Origin of the sequence: Gordonia malaquae (assembly GCF_037148075.1) — a bacterium.
GTDB classification, from domain to species: domain Bacteria; phylum Actinomycetota; class Actinomycetes; order Mycobacteriales; family Mycobacteriaceae; genus Gordonia; species Gordonia malaquae.
The window spans coordinates 1-19,185 of record NZ_JBBCUB010000005.1 but is presented as its reverse complement, the minus strand read 5'-3'; the positions used below and the strand labels follow the sequence as shown (position 1 = coordinate 19,185).

Annotated in this window: 20 protein-coding genes and 1 tRNA gene; 7 read left to right on the top strand and 14 right to left on the bottom strand. The window is 65.3% G+C overall.

Going from position 1 to position 19,185, the window contains the following annotated elements; translation table 11 throughout:
• Positions 1-26: 26 nt before the first annotated feature.
• The 4 genes from WFK36_RS16975 to WFK36_RS16960 form a co-directional block, all read right to left on the bottom strand.
• A complete protein-coding gene (locus WFK36_RS16975; RefSeq protein WP_336793108.1) occupies positions 27-1,304 on the bottom strand; it encodes an MFS transporter in 1,278 nt (425 codons plus the stop codon).
• Entirely contained in the window at positions 1,301-2,656 is a 1,356-nt protein-coding gene (locus WFK36_RS16970; RefSeq protein WP_336793107.1) for a GH1 family beta-glucosidase, read from the bottom strand. Before WFK36_RS16970 ends, WFK36_RS16975 begins: the two co-directional genes overlap by 4 nt.
• A 200-nt stretch (positions 2,657-2,856) precedes the next feature.
• Positions 2,857-3,423 (bottom strand): aminoacyl-tRNA hydrolase, encoded by a 567-nt coding sequence (gene pth, locus WFK36_RS16965; RefSeq protein WP_008380677.1) that lies wholly within the window; start codon positions 3,421-3,423, stop codon positions 2,857-2,859.
• Positions 3,424-3,439: 16 nt separating this feature from the next.
• Positions 3,440-4,042, bottom strand: a complete 603-nt coding sequence (locus WFK36_RS16960; protein ID WP_336793106.1) for a 50S ribosomal protein L25/general stress protein Ctc — start codon at positions 4,040-4,042, stop codon at positions 3,440-3,442.
• 159 nt (positions 4,043-4,201) lie between these two features.
• Between WFK36_RS16960 and WFK36_RS16955 the strand changes: the two genes are divergently transcribed.
• Positions 4,202-4,633, top strand: a complete 432-nt coding sequence (locus tag WFK36_RS16955; protein WP_336793105.1) for a limonene-1,2-epoxide hydrolase family protein — start codon at positions 4,202-4,204, stop codon at positions 4,631-4,633.
• Between the two features lie 81 nt (positions 4,634-4,714).
• Here WFK36_RS16955 and arsC read toward each other — a convergent pair whose 3' ends face one another.
• Positions 4,715-5,056: an arsenate reductase (glutaredoxin) gene (gene arsC / locus WFK36_RS16950; protein WP_336793104.1), complete on the bottom strand. Its 342-nt coding sequence runs from the start codon at positions 5,054-5,056 to the stop codon at positions 4,715-4,717.
• A gap of 43 nt (positions 5,057-5,099) precedes the next feature.
• Here arsC and WFK36_RS16945 point away from each other — a divergent pair, with 43 nt between their 5' ends.
• Entirely contained in the window at positions 5,100-5,666 is a 567-nt protein-coding gene (locus tag WFK36_RS16945) for a hypothetical protein (RefSeq protein WP_336793103.1), read from the top strand.
• Between the two features lie 75 nt (positions 5,667-5,741).
• Here WFK36_RS16945 and WFK36_RS16940 read toward each other — a convergent pair whose 3' ends face one another.
• From WFK36_RS16940 to WFK36_RS16925, 4 genes are all read right to left on the bottom strand, one after another.
• Positions 5,742-6,722, bottom strand: a complete 981-nt coding sequence (locus tag WFK36_RS16940; protein WP_336793102.1) for a ribose-phosphate diphosphokinase — start codon at positions 6,720-6,722, stop codon at positions 5,742-5,744.
• Between the two features lie 3 nt (positions 6,723-6,725).
• Positions 6,726-8,198: a bifunctional UDP-N-acetylglucosamine diphosphorylase/glucosamine-1-phosphate N-acetyltransferase GlmU gene (gene glmU / locus WFK36_RS16935; protein ID WP_336793101.1), complete on the bottom strand. Its 1,473-nt coding sequence runs from the start codon at positions 8,196-8,198 to the stop codon at positions 6,726-6,728.
• Between the two features lie 44 nt (positions 8,199-8,242).
• Positions 8,243-8,926 (bottom strand): GntR family transcriptional regulator, encoded by a 684-nt coding sequence (locus WFK36_RS16930; protein WP_336793100.1) that lies wholly within the window; start codon positions 8,924-8,926, stop codon positions 8,243-8,245.
• Positions 8,927-9,076: 150 nt separating this feature from the next.
• Complete coding sequence (locus tag WFK36_RS16925; RefSeq protein WP_336793478.1) at positions 9,077-9,727, bottom strand: GntR family transcriptional regulator; 651 nt, start codon at positions 9,725-9,727, stop codon at positions 9,077-9,079.
• A gap of 330 nt (positions 9,728-10,057) precedes the next feature.
• Between WFK36_RS16925 and WFK36_RS16920 the strand changes: the two genes are divergently transcribed.
• Positions 10,058-10,129 (top strand) — tRNA-Gln (locus WFK36_RS16920).
• A gap of 82 nt (positions 10,130-10,211) precedes the next feature.
• Here WFK36_RS16920 and WFK36_RS16915 read toward each other — a convergent pair.
• Positions 10,212-11,600: a DUF2252 domain-containing protein gene (locus tag WFK36_RS16915; RefSeq protein ID WP_336793099.1), complete on the bottom strand. Its 1,389-nt coding sequence runs from the start codon at positions 11,598-11,600 to the stop codon at positions 10,212-10,214.
• 14 nt (positions 11,601-11,614) lie between these two features.
• Positions 11,615-12,739, bottom strand: a complete 1,125-nt coding sequence (locus WFK36_RS16910; RefSeq protein WP_336793098.1) for an aminotransferase-like domain-containing protein — start codon at positions 12,737-12,739, stop codon at positions 11,615-11,617.
• Between the two features lie 70 nt (positions 12,740-12,809).
• On the opposite strand from WFK36_RS16910, the gene WFK36_RS16905 reads away from it, so the two are divergent.
• Positions 12,810-13,244, top strand: coding sequence for a MarR family winged helix-turn-helix transcriptional regulator (locus WFK36_RS16905; RefSeq protein ID WP_040520477.1), 435 nt, complete (start codon positions 12,810-12,812; stop codon positions 13,242-13,244).
• 29 nt (positions 13,245-13,273) lie between these two features.
• Entirely contained in the window at positions 13,274-13,714 is a 441-nt protein-coding gene (locus WFK36_RS16900) for an NUDIX hydrolase (protein ID WP_336793097.1), read from the top strand.
• Here the strand turns inward: WFK36_RS16900 and WFK36_RS16895 are convergent.
• Positions 13,708-14,313, bottom strand: a complete 606-nt coding sequence (locus WFK36_RS16895) for a TetR/AcrR family transcriptional regulator (RefSeq protein ID WP_336793096.1) — start codon at positions 14,311-14,313, stop codon at positions 13,708-13,710. The two genes, WFK36_RS16900 and WFK36_RS16895, sit on opposite strands and share 7 nt — an antisense overlap.
• Positions 14,314-14,432: 119 nt before the next feature.
• Between WFK36_RS16895 and WFK36_RS16890 the strand changes: the two genes are divergently transcribed.
• The gene (locus tag WFK36_RS16890; RefSeq protein WP_336793095.1) at positions 14,433-15,824 is read left to right on the top strand and encodes a lipase family protein; all 1,392 of its coding nucleotides are present in this window, start codon (positions 14,433-14,435) and stop codon (positions 15,822-15,824) included.
• A gap of 57 nt (positions 15,825-15,881) precedes the next feature.
• Here WFK36_RS16890 and WFK36_RS16885 read toward each other — a convergent pair whose 3' ends face one another.
• The gene (locus tag WFK36_RS16885; RefSeq protein ID WP_336793093.1) at positions 15,882-17,096 is read right to left on the bottom strand and encodes an oxygenase MpaB family protein; all 1,215 of its coding nucleotides are present in this window, start codon (positions 17,094-17,096) and stop codon (positions 15,882-15,884) included.
• Between the two features lie 124 nt (positions 17,097-17,220).
• On the opposite strand from WFK36_RS16885, the gene WFK36_RS16880 reads away from it, so the two are divergent.
• Positions 17,221-17,892 (top strand): TetR/AcrR family transcriptional regulator, encoded by a 672-nt coding sequence (locus tag WFK36_RS16880; RefSeq protein ID WP_336793092.1) that lies wholly within the window; start codon positions 17,221-17,223, stop codon positions 17,890-17,892.
• Here WFK36_RS16880 and WFK36_RS16875 read toward each other — a convergent pair.
• On the bottom strand, positions 17,850-18,923 hold the full coding sequence (locus WFK36_RS16875; protein ID WP_336793091.1) for a DUF6670 family protein: 1,074 nt from the start codon (positions 18,921-18,923) through the stop codon (positions 17,850-17,852). The two genes, WFK36_RS16880 and WFK36_RS16875, sit on opposite strands and share 43 nt — an antisense overlap.
• Positions 18,924-19,185 lie beyond the last annotated feature (262 nt).

Below are 19,185 nucleotides of genomic sequence, written 5' to 3'. Positions count from 1 at the left end.
TCGTCTGTCCGGTCGAACGCCGACCGTCAGGTGGAACTGATTCTAGTGACTGCCGGAACCTTGCGGGCACCCAGAGTCACCAGAGCGCCGACGATCGACAACACGAAGCCCATGAAGAACACCAACCAGAAGCCGCCGACGAGCGACACCAGGCCGGCACCGAGCACCGGTCCGACGAGTTGGCCGAGCGCTGCGGTGGTGTTGACGATGCCGAGATCACGACCGTGGTCGTCTTCGTGGGGCAGCAGGTCGGTGGCGTACGCGAGACCGGCTGTCGAGAACGCGCCGTAGCCGACGCCCATGAATGCGGCGCCGATCATCGTCGCCGTGAACGTCGGGCTGATCACGATGATCAGACCCGACAGCGACTGGATGAGAGCCGACACGATCGTCAGGCCACGACGATCCCATCCGCGGTCGGCGAGCGAACCGGAGGCGATCGACGCGATCACCACGAACACCGTGTACACCACGACGAGGAGGATCAGGTTTCCCTCGGCCGTGTCTTTGTCCTGGTCTAGCCCGTACAGGAGGAAGAACAGGAACAGGGACGTGCCGAGCGCGTTGCCGACGTTGGCGATGAAACGCCCGGCCAGCATCCACGAGAAGTCCTTGTCTCGCAACGAATCCCATCGGCCGCGATCGGGGTCGAGCGAGTTCTGCGCGGCGAGGTGGTCGACGGGCGGGTCGGGCAGCCGCAAGGTGGCCCACGTTCCGACGACAGCGATGAGGACGGCGAGGATCAGGTACCCCGCCCACGGGTCGAGACCGAGGCTGCCGATCACGCCCACGCCGACAACGATGCCCAGGGCCTGCGATGCGCCGACCGCGGCGGATGCGGAGCCGCGCTGGTCGTCGGGCAGTTGGTCGGCGATCAGGGCGGTGAACGACGCCGACGCCACGCCGACACCGATGCACACGCCGATCCAGGCGCCGCCGATGACCCAGGTGGAGTGCGTGATGCCGACGAGCACGAGGAACACTGCCATCAGCCAGGTGCCGATCAGCGACCACACGCGTCGTCGTCCGCCGAGCCACTCAGGCAGACGAGAACTGTCGGTGCGGTCCGACCACGCTCCCGCGAGCGGACCTGCGATGACGCCTGCGAGGCCACCCGCGCCGAGGATCAGGCCCGAGATGACCACGGTGTGGATCCACTCGTCGCCGCCCTGCGAGTTCTCCTGGTCGAGCTGAAGGGGCAGCAGCAGTTGCAGCGGCGTCAGCTGAACCATCCAGATGACGAGCCAGGCGACCGTGAACAGGGTCAGCCAACGGCGGCTGCCCGCCTTCATTGCAGTGCTCACTTGCGATTCTCCGCGATCACTCGGCGATACCAGTCGTACGACGCCTTGGGCGTGCGCTTCGCGGTCTCGAAATCGACGTGGGTGAGACCGAAACGCTGGGTGTAGCCGTCGGCCCATTCGAAATTGTCCAGCAGCGACCAGACGGTGTACTCCTCGATGTCCACCCCGGCGCTCATCGCTTCGCCCACGGCACGGATATGACCGTCGATGTACGCGATGCGGTCGACATCGTCGATTCCCCCGTCCGCTGTGTCCGGTTCAGGGAATGACGCCCCGTTCTCACTGATCACGATGGGCGGCAAGTTCGGGTAGCGGCCGGCGAGGTCGATCAGCAGGTCGCGCAGCGAGTCGGGTTTGATTCCCCAATCGGCGCCGAAACCGGTGGTCGGGACGCCGGGTGTCGGCACGATCTCGAATGGGATGGGGATGTCCGGCGCGGTCGCGACAACGGTGGTCGGGTTGTAGTAGTTGACGGCGTAGAAGTCGGGTCGGGTGGCGATGATCTCCATGTCGCCGTCGCGGATCGGCAGGTCCACGTCGCCGTATGCCGACATGTCCGGGTACTCGCCGGTCAACACGGGATCGGCGAAGAGTCGGTTGTGCAGTGCGTCGTATGCGACCGCGGCCGCCCGGTCGGCATCGGAGTCGGTGAGCGGATAGACGTGTGTGTGATTGTTCGCGACGCCCACGGCGGTGGCGCCGTGTTCGCGGAACACACGCGTCGCGTGACCGTGTGCCAGCAACTGGTGATGGGCGGTGGGGATGGCGTCGAACAGGAGGAATTCGCCGGGCGCGAGTTCTCCGACCGCGTATCCCTGCAGTGTTGTCATTGCGGGCTCGTTGACGGTGTACCAGTTCGTCACGCGGTCGCCGAGGCGTTCGGCGACGATGCCTGCGTAGTCGGTGAACCGTTCGACCACGTCGCGACCTGTCCAGCCCCCCGCGTCGTGCAGGGGAACGGGCAGGTCCCAGTGATACAGGGTGGGGAACGGAGTGACGCCCGCTTCGAGCAGGTCGTCGACCAGCCGTGAGTAGTAGTCGAGGCCCGCGCTGTTGGCCGCCCCGGTTCCGTCCGGCTGGATGCGCGTCCACGAGATGGAGAAGCGGTAGCGATCGAGTCCGAGCCCCTTGGCCAGCGCGACGTCTTCGGTCCAGCGGTGGTAACTGTCGGCGCCCGGCTCGGCGGTGGAGCCGTCCTTCACCTTGCCGGGGGTGTCGACCCAGGTGTCCCAGACGGAGCGTCCGCGGTCGCCTTCGGTGCGGGCGCCTTCGATCTGGAAGGCTGCGGTGGCGGACGACCAACGGATGCGTCCGGGCAGCGTGGGCAGGTCGGGTGGGGTGGCGCTCGACATGGGTGGCTGTCTCCTGAGTCCTCAGTCACTAGTGGATCATTCGATCCAGTTCGTGAATGCTAGCCCAGATGGGTCCCTCGTGACGAGCGTCACGAGATTCATGCCGGTGAGGCGCGGACGACTATCACCGTGAAACGACTTCGGCACCCGAACCGCGGCCGGCCGCCGGGTTCGGGTGCCGACGAGTAATCAGTGGGCGGTCACCATGCGTGGACGGTGTTCTGTGCCCCTTCGAGTCCGTTCTGGACGAGCAGTTCGGCTGCGTCCACGCCGTTCGCGATGAGGAGTTCCACGTCGCTCTTCGCGGCCGACGGAAACGGCTTGAGCACGAAATCCGCGGGGTCCTGGCGGCCGGGTGGACGGCCGATGCCGAGACGGACGCGGAGGTAGTCACGCGTGCCGACGGCTGAGGTGATGGACCGGAGTCCGTTGTGGCCGCCTTCTCCGCCGCCCTGTTTGAGTCGGACCTGACCGAAGTCGATGTCCAACTCGTCGTGCAAGACGATGAGGTCGGCGGGGGCCACCGAATAGTAGGCGGCGAGCGGGCCGATCTGGCGGCCCGTCACGTTCATGTACGCCCGTGCTTTCGCGACGAGGACGGGCTCTCCGCCGATGCGGACGGTCGCCGTCTCGGCGCCGGAGCGCTTGTGAACGGAGAACTTCTCTCCATACGAGAAGACCAGGCTGTCGGCGACCATTGCGCCGATGTTGTGCCTGGTCTTCTCGTAGGAGGGACCGGGGTTACCCAGTCCGACAATCAGTTTCACTGATGAAGCGGCAGAATTACTCTGCGGCCGCTTCTGCGTCGTCGCCCTCGGCTTCTGCGTCGTCCGAGCTGGAGCCCTTGGGCTCGTTGACGGCGACGATCAGGGTGCCCGGGTCCGAGACCAGGGTGCTGCCCTCGGGCAGAACGAGATCGGCTGCGGTGATGGACGAACCCGCACCGAGGCCCTCGACCGAGACGACGATCTGCTCGGGGATGTGCAGAGCCTCTGCCTCGATCTCGACGACGCTGGCGTCCTGGACGACCAGGGTGCCGGAGACGGCGTCGCCTTCGACGGCGATGGAGACCTCGACGGTGACCTTCTCGCCGCGCTTCACGACGACGAGGTCGACGTGCTCGATGTAGTTGCGCAGTGCGTGGACGTCGACCTGCTTGGTGAGTGCGAGCTGGCTCGCACCCTCGATGTCCAGATCGATGATGGCGTTGAGGCCGTTGTTACGCAGGATGGCAGCGAGGTCGCGTGCCGGCAGAAGGAGGTGCTGCGGGGTGGTGCCGTGGCCGTAGAGCACGGCGGGGACCTGGCCCTCGCGGCGAGCGCGGCGGGCGTCGCCCTTGCCCTTGCCGGTACGGATGGAAGCAGACAGCTTCGAGGTGTTGGACATGGTGTCCTCCAATCGGTTTCGAGAATCGGTGGCGCCGCGACTAGCGGCCTCGACACGCGATCTCATCCGCACAAGGCAGTGGAGGTCTGCGCAATCGCGCCGATAACGGTGATCAGATCACCCTCGCCGTGACAACGGGAGACACAATACCATGGGGGAATGACCTCACAGAATCCTGCTGACCTGGTCCGACACTTTCTCACGGCGCTCGCCCGCGGCGACGTCGACGCCGCGCTCACCGACGTCCACGACGACATCGTCTACACGAACGTCTCCCTGCCCACCGTCCGCGGGATGCGGCGGTTCGCGCCGGTCATGCGGAAGCTGAACTCACCTGGAGTCGGATTCGACGTCGAATTCCTGTCCGTCGCGGCCGACGGCGCCGTTGTCCTCACCGAGCGGTTGGACGAACTGCGAGCGGGACCGTTGAAGATCCGGTTCTGGGTGTGCGGCCGTTTCGAGGTCCGCGACGGTCAGATCGTCGTCTGGCGCGACTACTTCGACTTCTTCGACTGCACCAAGGGCTTCGCCCGCGCCGTCGTCGGCGTCGTCGTTCCGGGCCTCAACCGCTCCTTCCACGGCGTCGGCTGACTGAAATCGTCCCCCAGTGCACTGTCCGAGGGCGATTCGCCCTCGGACCACTCTCACGGGGACGATTTCAGTCATTGGGCATCAGAGGATGTCGTCGACGTCCTGGATCGGGCGGGCGAGGCGGGTGCCCTTGTCGGTGACGACGAAGGGGCGCTCCACCAGAACCGGGTTGGCGACCATCGCGTCGAGAATCTGATCGTCGGACGAGTTGGCGAGGTCGAGTTCGGTGTAGAGCGACTCCCGCTTGCGGACGGCCTGGCTCGCGGTGAGTCCGGCGTCGCTGAAGAGCTTTTGCAGCTGCTCTCGGGTCCAGCCCTCGGTGAGGTACTTGACGACGGTCACCTCGACGCCGGCTTCGGTGAGCTTGTCCAGCGTCTTCCGCGACGTCGAGCAGCGGGGATTGTGATAGATCGTTGCGTCCACCAGACCAGCCTAGTGCCGCGAGGTTTCGCGCTACGGTCGGATCATGAGGGGACTGTGGAGAATCGCACTTGTCATCGGGCTGGTGGCGACCACGCTGGGAGCTTCATGGGCCACGGCGGGGAAGGCGTGTGCCTGCAGTTGTGCGCCGATGACCGCCGAAGAGACAGTCGCGAGGGCGGACGCGATCGTCTCCGGGCGGGCCGTGTCGGCGTCGGAATCGGCCGACGGCATGGACCGCACGTACGTCTTCCAGGTCGACTACTCGTACAAGACCGTCGTACCCGCGTACATCGAAGTCTCGACCGCGTCGCAAGGGCCGGCATGCGGGGTGGAACTCACGATCGGTGCGACCGACACCGTTGTCCTCGGCGGGCACCGTGGGGCGTGGAGTGCCGTCTCTTGCAGCAATTACGGGTTGCCCACCGTCATCCCGCCATCGGCGGGACCGCGATTGGAGCCGACCCACGCCGATGTGCCCGATGCAACTCATTCGGATGCGAGCGTCGGCACTGCGCTGGTCCGGCCCGGGTGGATGGTGGCGCTGTGGGCGTTCGGTGCCCTCGTGCTGCTGGTGGGTGGAGTCGTGGTGGCGGCGCGTCTACGCAAATAGCTCCCCGCCAGGCGGATCGATCGGACGGGGAGTCCGGAATGCGAGCCTGACGGGGAGCGATTGACGAACGGGACGTTACGCGACGCCGTTGAACAGGCTGGTGACCGAGCCGTTCTCGAAGACCTCTCGGATGGTCTGGGCCAGTAGCGGCGCGATCGAGAGGACCGTGAGGTTGTCGAACTGCTTGTCCTCGGGGATCGGCAGGGTGTCGGTGGCGATCACTTCGCGTGCGCCGCAGTTGGCGAGGCGCTCGGCGGCCGGGTGCGAGAACACGCCGTGCGTGGTGGCGATGATGACGTCGCCCGCACCGGCCTCCTTGAGGACGTTGACGGCGCCTGCGATGGTGCCGCCGGTGTCGATCATGTCGTCGATCAGAACGCAGGTCTTGCCCGACACGTCGCCGACCACGCGGTTCGACTTGATCTGGTTCGGCACATCGGGGTCACGCGTCTTGTGTACGAACGCCATCGGCGCGCCGTCGAGGGAGTCGGCCCACTTCTCGCCGACCTTCACGCGGCCGGCGTCAGGCGACACGACGCAGATGTTCTCGGTGCCGTACTTGTTGCGCACGTACTCGGCGAGCTGGCCCTGAGCGTGCATGTGATCGACCGGGCCGTCGAAGAAGCCCTGGATCTGGTCGGTGTGCAGGTCGACCGTGATGATCCGGTCGGCGCCCGCAGTCTTGAACAGGTCGGCGATGAGGCGGGCCGAGATCGGCTCGCGCCCGCGGTGCTTCTTGTCCTGGCGGGCGTACGGGTAGAACGGCAGGATGGCGGTGATGCGCTTGGCCGACCCGCGCTTGAGCGCGTCGATCATGATGAGCGTCTCCATGATCCACTGGTTCATGGGGTACGGGCAGCTCTGCAGGACGAAGGCGTCGCTGCCGCGGACCGAGTCCTCGAAGCGGACGAAGATCTCGCCGTTGGCGAAGTCGCGCGCCGTCTGCGGAGTGACGGGGACGCCGAGGGCGTCGGAGACCGCCTGAGCCAGCTCGGGGTGCGCCCGACCGGCGAACAGCATCAGATTCTTCTGGTTGTCGGTGGTCCAAGATGTCATCGGCTAGCTCTTATTCTCCTGATCGAGGTCGTTCTTGGCGCGGACGGCCGCGTCTGCAGCCGCCGTTCCGGGGCGCTTGGTCGGCACCCAGTCTTCAATGATGCGCTGTGATCCAGCTGACACCGCGAGTGCACCCGCAGGGACATCCCCTCGGAGCACGGTACCCGCACCCGTGTACACACCGTCACCGATCGTGAGCGGTGCCACGAACATGTTGTCCGAGCCGGTCCGGCAATGGGAGCCGACGATCGTCTTGTGCTTGTTCACGCCGTCGTAGTTCACGAAGACGCTCGATGCGCCGATGTTCGTGAATTCGCCGATCTCGGCGTCGCCGACGTAGGTGAGATGCGGGATCTTGGTCCCGGTGCCGATCTGGGCGTTCTTGGTCTCGACGAACGCGCCGATCTTCCCCGAGTCGCCGAGGTCGGTGCCGGGCCGAAGGTAGGCGAACGGGCCGATGTCGGCGCCCGCGCCGATGATCGCGCCGGTTCCGTGCGTGCGGATCACCGACGCTCCCTGTCCGACGACGACGTCGGTGAGGGTGGTGTCCGGCCCGATGACGGCGTCGTCCGCGATCACGCATCGTCCGCGGAGCTGGGTGCCCGGGTCGATGTGCACATCCTGGCCGAGGACCACGTCGACATCGATCCACGTGGTCGCCGGATCGACGACTGTGACGCCTGCGAGCATGTGGCGGCGGACGGTGCGTCGATTGAGTTCGGCGCCGAGGTCCGCGAGTTGTGCGCGGTCGTTGCAGCCTGCGACGACGGACGGGTCGTCGACGACGTGTGCGCGGACCACTCGGCCTGAGTCGCGGGCGATCTGGACGACGTCGGTCAGGTAGAACTCGCCCTGCGCGTTGTCGGTCGACAGTCCGGCGAGCGCCGTTCGGAGGACGTCGGCGTCGAACGCGTAGATGCCCGCGTTGACCTCGGTGATCGCCAGCTCGGCGTGGGATGCGTCCTTGTGCTCGACGATCGCGGTCACCGCGCTGTCGCCATCGCGGACGATCCGCCCGTACCCGGTGGGATCGGCGACGACGAAGCTGGTGAGCGTGACGGCGGCGCCGTCTCCCGCCGTGTGCGTGTCGACGAGAGCTCCGAGCGTTGTCGCGTCGAGGAGAGGGGCGTCGGCGACCGTGACGAGGACGGTGCCGTGGAAGTCGGGCAGTGCGGTCAGTCCGACGCGGGCAGCGTCACCGGTGCCACGCGGCAGGTCCTGTTCGGCGATCAGCACGTCTCGGCCGAGTTCGCCTGCGACGGAGTCGATCTCTGCGATCACGCGGGCGCGCTCATGGCTGACGACACCTACGAGGGCATGCGGCGAGATCCCGTTGGCACCGTGCAGAGCGTGTCCGACGAGGGACCGTCCGCCGATGCGGTGCAGAATCTTGGGGGTCTTCGACTTCATCCGGGTGCCGGCTCCGGCGGCCAGGACGACGACCGCGATTCCCGTTGTCGCGGGCAGACTGCTCATCGGTGATCCTTCGCTTCAGACGTTGTCCACTGCGGTGACGAATCCTACGCACTCGGGGAGTCAGGCCAGAATCCGACAGATTCGAGATGCTCCACCAGCCGGTCGCGAGCGTTGCCGAACTGGGTTCGGATCTCGTCGGCGATGCCGGCCTTGTCGCGGTCTGCCAGCAGGTTGATCAGGCGGCGGTGACTTGCGACGGCGCTCTCGCCCCAGGCGCGGTCGTGCACGTACACGTCGTACGGGCTGTACCGGCTGGCAGCAGTCAGAAACCACGCGACCTTCTTGCTGTCGGCCATGATGTTGATGGTCCGGTGAAAGGCGAACTCTCCGGCGATCACGTCGTCGGGTTCGCCTGCCTTGACCGCGGTCTCGATGGTGTCGACGATCGCAGTCAACTCAGTGAGACGGTCGGGGATGTCGTCGGAGTCGGCTGCCTGCGTCGCCAGACGCGCCGACAGTTCCGCCTGAATCCAGAAGATGTCCGCGACGTCTCGCTTCGTCAGCGCCTCGACGATGAAGCCTCGATGACGTGAGGACCGGACGAGGCCCTCCCCGCGCAGGGTCACCAGTGCCTCGCGGACCGGAGTGACGCTGCACCCGTACGCGATCGCGGTCTCGTCGAGCCGGACGAAGTCGCCGGACCGGAGCCGACCGGTCATGATCTGGATCCGCAGGTCGTCGGCGACGACCTCCGTTATCTGTCGTCGACGCGCACTGGGAACGGGCATGGGTCCATTCTCACTGCCGGAAGCGGCGAATGTCCCGCTATCCGAGGAGGAGGATCGCCCTCACTGCTCAGCGGCGGGTCGTGTAGCGAGTCCAGAGCACATCGCCGGACAGGACCGACGCGAACTCCAACGCGAACGATGTGGTCCCTGCTAGTCGGAGTCTTCCCACAGTCCCTGCTTCTCGAGCATGGCGATGACGTAGTCGGCACTGTTGATGATGTGTCGTTCAGTCACCTCACGCGCGCGAGTCGAGTCCCGCGCTTTCAACGCCTCGAATAGTTCGTGGTGTTCTGGTGCGACGGCCCGAACGTGCGACTCGATCGATGCGTAGAAGGAGTTCGGCAAGTGTTTGACGATTGAAGCAAGGAGACGGGCGAGTCGATCGGAGTCGGCGGCGAGGTTGATCAATCGGTGGAACTGATGTCCCATGACGCCGATCGCCTCGGTGTCACCGGACTCGATCGCGTCATCGCAGCGTTCCATGACTTCCTCGAGCTGCCGGAGCTGCTCGTCAGAAATTCGCTCAGCGGCGCGAGCGGCGAGTTCGCCGGACAGGCTCGACTGTGCCCAGAACAGGTCGCGGACGTCCTGCCGAGTGAACGTGGCGACCATGAATCCGCGGCGCGGGACAGCCGTCACGAATCCTTCACTCGACAAACGCAGCAGGCCCTCGCGCACGGGAGTGATAGACACGCCGACCATCTCGGCGATCGGTTCCATCCGCAGGAACTCGCCTGGCTTCATCTGCCCGGACATGATCTTCTCGCGTACGAAGCCGGCGACCGCGTCGGGCAATTGCATATGCCGTCCGCGGGCGGAGGGGAGTGGTGTGCTCACGATGACCTGCCGTTGGAGTGATGGGACGCGTTCAGATATATCGTCGATTCTATGCGGTTGAGCGTGGGTTGAGCGGCACCGTGGCGTTCGCGGTGCCGACGTCTTCTCAGTTGGTGGCTACCGTCCCGGCCGGCCGTCGACGGGGTTGGGCTCGGGCCGACGTGGAGGTCACACTCGCGTTCATACTCTTTATAGATGAGGGCGTTCTATATCGATGTACAACGCGCAGACGTGGGTTGTACCAGGCGGTCGCGTCCGTGTCGGACGACTGTGGCAAACTCAATCGGGCAGCATTCCGCCGTGGTGTAATCGGCAACACTCCTGATTTTGGTTCAGGCATTTCAGGTTCGAGTCCTGGCGGCGGAGCAGTTTCGTGGAATGCGTTCTGACCTCGGCATCATGACGTTCACACCAGAACGTCATGGTGCCGGCATATTTCAGCTGGTGACTACCGTCCCGGCCAGCCTTCGACAGCGTCGACGGATCCGTCTTCGACAGCCTTCGCCAGTTGAGCGTGGTCTCGATCGTTCTGGTCGGCGTAGGCGAACGCGAAACGTCCGAACGCGTCGGCGGCCTTGTCCGAGTTCCCGAGGTAGTCGTGAATCGCCTGGACGTCACCGCTGCGTGCGTGGGCGCGGGCGAGGACGTGGCCGCACGCGGTGGCGAACTGGGACAGGCGCGGCGCGATCATCTCGCCCTTCGGAATCACCTTGCCGTCGCGGAACTGACGGACGTAGAAGTCCATGCGCTGGTCGGTGTCGTCGCCGATCGACGTCCATCCGACGAACATGTCGGTCGCGCTCTGGATCATGCGCTGCCCGTGGATCACCCTGGAGCCGTGATTGTCATACGGGCTCTCGCCGAGGAACTGCTCGTACACCGACGGTGCGGCCTGCTTGACCTGTAGGAACATCGGGTCGCCGGTGCGGCGCTCCTCGCTCAGGGTCAGGAACACGCGCATGCCGACGCTGCCGACGCCGACCACCTGCTGTACCGCGTCGACGAGGTCGAAACGCGACCACAAGGAGGAGATGTGGTCGGGCACCGACTCCTGGTACTGGGTGATGATCGATTCGAGCTCACCCACGTGATCCCGGAGGGCGTGTGTTCGGTACGGAGGGTCTTCGGTGATGCGTTGGACGCCGTCGACGACGTCGGTCAGCTTGCGGAACGCGCCTCGGCTCGAACGCTTCTCGGCGCGCTTCTCGATCAGCTTGTCCAGTTTGTGATCGTCGTCGTCGGTCGCATAGTCGAGGAGTTGCTCGGTGCTGACGCTGTCGTACCAGATGTCGATCTCCGGCCACGTCGAGTAGCGCGCGATCCAGTCCCGGTAGCCGGCGAAGCCTGCGGCGACGGCCGCCTTCGCGTGCTTCTCGACGCCGTTCGACCTGGCGAGGATCACCAGGCTGGCGAGGAAGCGCTTGACGTCCCATTCGAACGGGCCGGGGAGCGTCTCGTCGAAGTCACGCAGGTCGAATGCGAGGTTCCGTTCGGGGGTCTTCCAGAGACCGAAATTGAGGACATGCGCGTCACCGCAGAGTTGAACAGTGATGCCGGTGTTCGGCGACGACGCGAGGTCGGCGGCCATCACAGCCGCGGCGCCGCGGTAATAGGTCCACGGGGTCGCCGCCATTCGGCCGTGGCGAAGCGGTAAGAGCCGCTGATCACGAATCGTGTTCTGCGCCAGGATCGTTGCGAGCGCGTCGTGCCCACGCGCTTCGGGCTTCCAGTCGCCGAGCGACTTGCGTCCGACCACCTTGCGCTGTGCTGCGCCGTCGATGCTGACGATCTTGTTGGGACGCGATGTGAATGCCTGCTCGCCCTGCCAGAGGTTCATCCGCACATCTTGCCTCACGAGCCGCGCCGATCGAAGCGTTCGGCGACCAAGTCGGCCAGGATGCGCAGTCCGCGGTCGGCGTCGTCGTGGTCGGCGTGGCTGAAGTTCAAGCGCATGGTCCCCAGCATGGGCGGACCCGCGTAGAACTCCTCGCCGGGCATGAATGCGACGCCGCGGCCGACGGCCTCGTCGAGAAGGCGGCGGGTGTCGATGGGCTCGAGCAGTCGGAGCCAGAAGAACAGTCCACCCGGCGGGCTGGTCCAGTCGGCCAGGTCGGCGAAGTGCGTGCGGAGCAGCTCGTCGAACCCGTCCCGTCGATCGCGATAGAAGTCCACAAGGGAGTCGAGACGATCCTGCCAACCGGATCCGGTGATCGCGTCGAGGACTATCTGCTGGGACAGGCGTGAACTGTGCAGGTCGACGGCCTGCTTGAGCATGACCAGACGGTCGAACAGGTCGGGTGACGCCGTCATGAAGCCGAGCCGGAGGCCAGGGGCGAAGGTCTTGGAGAACGATCCCTGGTAGATCCAGGAGGCGCCGTGCATTCGCGCGACTATCGGGGTCCGGTCGACGTCGGCGTATGCCAGCTCGCGGTAGGGGTCGTCTTCGAACAGGACGGTTCCGTTCTCGCGACATGTGTCGGCGATGCGGTCGCGCTCGGGGCCCGATGCGCATGCTCCGGTCGGGTTGGCGAAGGTGGGGACGACGTACGCCAGCGACGCGTCGGCGAGTCCCGTGTCGTCCAGTCCGGTGAAGTCCGCGCCGTACAGGCGAAAGACCTGCAGTGCAGCGAGATATGTCGGGTCGTCGACGGCGGTGATCGTTCCCGCGTCGATCATCAGTTTTGCGACGAGGTCGATTCCCTGCTGGCTGCCGCTGAGGATGATCACCCGATCGGCGGTGGTGTCGACCCCGAGGGCACGGAGGTGGTCGGCGACTGCGCGTCGCAACGCGGGCTCGCCTTCGCTGGCTCCGTACTGCAGCGTCTCGGGGCCGACACTGCCGGACCAGGCGGGAAGTGCAGCAGCGGCAGGCAGGCCGCCCGCGAAGGACACCATTCCGGGGCGGTCGACAACACTCAGGACGGTTCGGATGGGTGACGGGCGGAGGCCGTCGATACGATCGGAGAACGTCGGCATGGTCATCCTCTTTCGCCAATAGGTCAATTAGGTTGCCGTGATTCTGCGCGGTTCCGGGAGGTACGTCAAGATGTTTGACCAAAATCGTGAGGCGGTGCTCCGCCAGGCGATCGAAGACCTGTACTTCGGCTATCGCGCGTTCACCGCTCTTCCGGACGAGATCCTGGCGGCGAGCGGACTGGGCCGCACGCATCATCGAGTCCTCTACTTCGTATGCCGCCGTCCCGGCATGTCCATCGGGGAACTGGTGGCACTCCTCGACGTCACCAAACAGGCTCTCCATCGGCCGATCAAGGACCTCGAGGTACGTGGCCTCGTGGTCAATGCCTCGGATCCGGGTGATCGACGGGTGCGGCGGCTCACTGCGACGGACGCGGGCTCCGACCTCGAGCGACGTCTCACGCACACGCAGATGGTGATGCTCGACGAGGTCTTCGCCGACGGGGACGGGGACTGGTACTCCGTGACGGGCAGAATGGCGAACCTCGCGCGTGAGAAAGGCTGACCTGCGCGCTTGCCGGATAGCCTGGGTGCATGCATTTCACCGAGTACCACACTCGCCTGGCGTCGTACGTACTTCTCACCGACCGCGGACAGATCCTGCTGTCGCGGTTTCGGGGAACGGCGACGCAGGCTCCGTGCTGGACGATGCCCGGCGGTGGGGTCGAATTCGACGAGTCGCTGCACGATGCCGCGGTTCGGGAGGTTTACGAAGAGACCGGATACCTCATCGAACTGGGCGCGATGCTCGATTCCGACCACTCCGCGGTTCCGGCCTCGGCGACGAGAGGGCCGGTCCGACTGCAGCGGTTCGTGTTCGCGGGAACGATCACCGGCGGTGTCCTGGGCACCACCGAGATCGACGGAACCACAGAACGCGCAGTCTGGATGCCGATCGCCGATGTGCGGGCGCTTGACGCATCAGACCGTGCGGACGTCGTCGACCTCGCGCTCACGCACGTGGAGCCTCACTGACGCGGGCCGAGGGCTTGCGGTAGGAACTCGGTGAGGACGGCTCGCGTCAGCGATCGATCGCGGGTGACGACCTGCTGCAGCATGAGTCCTTCGTGAAGCGCGACGATGAATGTCGGAAGGAGTGCAGCCCGCGCCGCGTCGGCGCCTGATCGCTCGAGGATCGGCGCCAGAGCGGTCTCTAGACGCGCGGCCAATGCGTCCTCGAAAGTGGTGAGCCGTTCGGCCAATGCCGGATCGCGTGCGGCGGCGAGCGTGAACTCGGTCGACACCATCGCCCATCGGCGCGACTCCTCGCTGTTGGCGAAAAGGGACTCGAGGGTCGACAGCAATGCGGCGTCCACGTCGCCTGCGGAACTGGTGATGGCGCTCTCGATCCGCGCCACCTCCCGCTCCGCGTGTTGTTCGAACAAGGCGAGGAACAGGGCTTCCTTGTTCTTGAAGTGCAGGTAGAACGTGCCTCGTGACAGCGCCGCCGCCGAGCAGATCTGGTCGATCGACGTAGCGTGAAACCCCTTGTTCGCGAACAGATCCCAGCCTGCGCTCATGATCGACGCGACAGTGCGGGTGCGGGTCGGTGCGCCCTTGGCCAAGTCGGCCACGTCCTTCCATTGACTTCGACATCGGTCGATGGCATTCTATCGCTCCATAGATACACATCATGTCTATTTATGGTGGCATCGGGGCCGCCCATGATGGTGTCGATGGGGAGGATCTTCAGATGGTGAGAACACTGACTCGGTGGCTCGTGCCGACCGCGGTCGCAGCGCTGGCGCTCGCGGTCGCTCCGGTGACGGGAACGCCACAGTCGTCGGCAGCTCCGCATCAGCCGACGACTGGATTCTTCGCGGTCCCGGCCGGCGTCGCCGATCTGAAACCGGGAACCGTCATCCGGTCTCGGCGTGTTGCGGTGAAGAGCCTGCAGGCGCTCCCGCTCAACGCCGATTCGTGGCAGCTGCTGTATCGGACGACGGATATGAACGGCGCACCCGACGTCACGACCACCACGGTCATTGTTCCGAGAGGCAAGCGGCCGTCGAAGCTCCTCTCCTACCAAGCGGCGACCGACGCTGTCGACTCGACCTGTGCACCGTCGTACCAGCTCACCAAGGGCGCGCCCATCGACCTGACAACGCCGAAGGGGCCGGTCACACTGAACAATCCGGCGGCCGAGATGCTGCTGGCGTCGGCGGGTCTCGCCAAGGGCTGGGCGGTCGCGATTCCCGATCACGGTGGATCCCGCAACACGTTCCTCACCCCGCATCAGCCCGGATACGCGGTGCTCGACGGTGTCCGCGCCGCGCAGTCGTTCGCGAAGTCCGGACTGTCGACGTCGAGCCCCACCGCGCTCTGGGGATACTCCGGCGGAGCGATCGCCAGTAGTTGGGCCGTCGAGGAACAGCCGACCTACGCGCCCGAACTGAACATCGTCGGCGCAGCTTTCGGCGCGCCCGAGCGTGATCTCGCTGCGTCGTTGAAGTCGGTCAACTTCACCCCGCTCGCCGGACTGATCCCGATTGCGCTCGGCGCGCTCGGCAAGGACTCGTCGGAGTTCACGAAGGCGCTGAACAAGTACCTGACACCTGCGGGCAAGGCCAAGATCAAGCGCACCCTGAGCCGGTGCGTCGTCGAGAACATCGTCGAGAACCTGTGGTTCGACTACCGGAACTTCCTGACCAAGCCTGTGAACGTGGTCCTGCGGGACCCGGTGATCAAGAAGACCATCGCGGCGCGCGGAGTCACCGGGCGTGGAAGCACAGTGCCCCTCTACATCTACAACGGAATCACCGAAGAGGTCGCGCCGATCACGGGTACTGACAAGCTCGTCCGCTCGTACTGCCGGGCGGGCAGCCGAGTGACGTACCGACGGGAACAGCTGCCGCCGAATCCGATTCCCCAGATCAGTTCGACTCACGGGATCGAACTGATCCTCGGCGGGCCAGCCGCACTGTCTTGGCTCGATCGTCGGATGGCGGGTGTGCCTGTCGCGTCCGGGTGCGACGTCAAGACCACCCCGAGCACATTCGTCACCGCAGGCGCACTGCGTGAACTCGGACCGTCGTTCATCGTCAACCCGCTCGCGACGATGCTGGGAGTCCCGGTCGGGAAGTGACCGCCGTTTCGGCCCCGCGCTCGTCATCGAGTGCGGGGCCGAGTCGTCTGTCCGATCCTACTTGTAGTGCGGATTGTTGCCACCGGGCAGCTCGATGCTGATCGGCATGCGCAACTCCGCCATGTACAACAGCACGAACTGGCGGAGCATCTCGTCGAACGTCCAGTACGCCTCCTTCGGCATACCGGCCTGAAGCACGCCCTCGCGGACCAAGATGAACGGCCCCCATGCGGCGTTCAAGAGCGGATCCCACACGGGTTCGCGCGGAATACGCAGGTCGTTCGCGATCTTGTCGCCGAGCATGAAACGGGTGAGTGACCCGAGCACGCCGCGGCTGAGGAGTGTCAGATCGAGCTGCATGCCGAGATCGCGCAGCATGTCGGCGATCTCGATTCCCTCGGGCGTCGCCTTCAGCACGGGGTCGAGAACCTGCTTCGCCTGAGTCTCAGCGGTGGCCCACGTCGCAGGGATGTACTGGTCCTCGATGCCGAGCATGTGGCCGGCCACCTGCCATGAATGCAGGAAGCCCTCCGACTCGGCGTGTTTGAGCGGTACCTGCCACCGGTTCAGCATGCGCATGACAGTGGTCGGCAGACTGTGCCACGTGACCATCATGTCGGCCTGTGTGATCGGCACCGTTTGACCCGACACGCTCGACCAGTGTGCTGACTGGGGGAGGAGGTGCCGGACGGCCGAATGAATGAGGCGGGTCTTCACGCAGGTCACCGACATCTCCCCGGATGGCGCATATGCGTTCAGCGAGCCGATGTCGTAGCCGAGTTTCGCCGTCTTGGAGATTCGGTCCTTCATCTGTGCGCCGCCTCGCGAGTAGTAGACGGCCCTGGCCTCATGCGGGATGACGGCGCTCATCATGCCGCTGGCGAAGCCGTACAGGGCGCCGAGATACGTACCGCGCTTCTGGTTGAACGTCACTGCGTCGGCGAGCTTGTCGCGATCGGCCCAGGCCGGGAGGCGTCGAGAACGTTCGACGAAGTCGCGCAGATCACCCGACAAGCCCGCGGGGAGCGGCTGCTCGTTCTTCGTCCACGCCCGCAGCGCGCGGTTGACCTTTCCGACGTCGCCGCGTTTGTAGACGTCGGCGATCAGTTCGTCTGGTTCGGGGTCCCAAGCCTTCTTGGGATCGGCTCCGGTACCGGTTCCCGGAACCGACCCGGCGGGCGACCAGGTCCACGGTGTCGCCGACCCTGCCGCCAGTAGTGCCCCTGCTCCGGCCGTCGCCTTCAACACGTTGCGTCGTGTCACATGCTCCATGCTCATACCCTCCGTACGCATCCCCGACAGATGCCGATGTAACAAATCATCTCGATCTGTAACATGGATAGCACCTCGTGATGACGATCACAAGGAGTTGGTCGGAAAGGGTAGGGTCGACGCGATGACGGCAGACGAGAACGGGGCTCCGCGATCGTTGATCGAGCGCGCGACACGACGTGCGATAGACGGGGTGGGCCCACGTCCAGTCGACGCGACACGCGACAAGCTCGTCGACGCAGCGTTTCATCAGTTCTGCATCGACGGCATCGCGCGAACGTCCATGGAAGACGTGGCAAAACGCGCAGGCACCTCGAGGATCACCATCTACCGCAAGTTCGAGAGCAAAGACGCACTCGTCGACGAAGTCATCGGCCGCGAACTCGAGGCGTACTTCCGCTACTTCACGCAGGCGATGGCGGAGTCGGAATCGCTGGCCGACCGCGTCGTGACGGGTTTCGTCACGTCGGTGCAGAGGATCTGGTCGAACCCGTTGATCAAACGCCTCATCGACGACGACCCCGCACTGGTCCCCGGGCTCGTCGGCGGTGGCGACGGGCGCAACATGTACGTGGTCAGCGCCTTCGTCGCACAAGCCTTGCGGAGCGAACAACGGGCGGGCAATCTCGACGCAGGCGTCGACCCCGACATGGCCGCCGAGATGATCGCCCGCATCGCCGGGTCGTTCGTCACGACACCCGGCGGGTTGGTCGACCTCGATGACGCCGACCAGCTCGCGGCCGTGGCTCGCGACTACCTGCTGCCGATGCTCCGTGTGTCGACCCACTCCATGTAGCCCGAACCGGCCACCGGGGCGCCCCGGAAGACGCCGTCGTACGAGTAGGCGGAGACGTACCCCCGGCCATGACCGAACCGGAGTGGACTGTCGACTGTCGCGTCGATCCGGAACACCACGGAGGCCCCGTCTCGAACCGTCCAGCGCATCGTCTGCGGAACGCGCATGGTCCGGCCCCACCGGTCGGTCTGCGGCCGATCCCAGGCGGTCACCTCGAACGTGACGTCCTCATAGACCGACGTCTCCTCGCCGAGGACACGTACATGAAGGAGACGGCACGCCGTGCGGCCGCGAGCCTGGACGTCGGTGAGAAGGAGCTGAGTCCGTTCGTCGAGCTCGATCACCTGGTACGTGAACAGATCGACGGGGAGTTTCAAAGCGCTCGGGAGAGCCTTCGACACCGCCGCCTGGTGTCCCATCGCCCTGGCGTACTCAAAAGTCCCCAGACCCGAAACCGCGGTGGACCCCGTCGAATCGCGGATCGTTCCCGTATACGGAGCGAGCAGGCTCAGGTGTTGGTAGATGGGAGTGCGTACGAAGTACGACACCTGGTCGGTCAGTTGAAGATCCAGATCGACCTCGAACGTCTCGTACCGTCCAGCCACACGAACGTGCTCGCCGTCGATGGTGAGCGTCAGGTCATCGCCCCACCGCAGGATCGAGCCGTCCGCGGCGAAGTCGCAGTCCGTGCGGGAGTCGTAGCCGGCGTAGTGATGCAGATCGTTCGACGCGGTGGACGACAGCACTGTGGCGAGTCCACGAACGTCGGAGGTCGCGAGTTCGTCGTTGTCGAACGCTTCGGTACCCGTCGGGCCGATGAACGTCATCGTGTTCACGTAGCGATAGGGATCGGGAAGGCGCGGAACGAACACTCCGTAGTGAACGACCGACCAGAGCCGAGACGACGGATAAGGCCGGAACGGCTCACCGCCGTCGAACGGCCGGCTCGATGCGGCGATCCGCGAATCGACCAAGGGACGCGCGGCGTCGAGAAACAGTCGCGACGCGAGGCCTGAAAGCACCTGGTTCATGGAGCCATCGTTGCAAGAATCCGCGAGCGCCGCCCGGCTACCTTCCTGACCTGCAGATTTGACGTTCAGTTCCACGATGCGTAACTTATGTCGAGTCCGAGCGGCCAGGCCGCGAAGGGCAAACTCCCTTCAACTTCTTCACCGGGTCGCGAGATTCTGGTGGTGGTGTTGGTGGGTCCGGTTGCCGCCGATACGCCGATTTGCACTGCAGAGCGGGGTGAGGCTAGACTGGAAAAGTTCGCCCGAAACGGCGGCAAATATT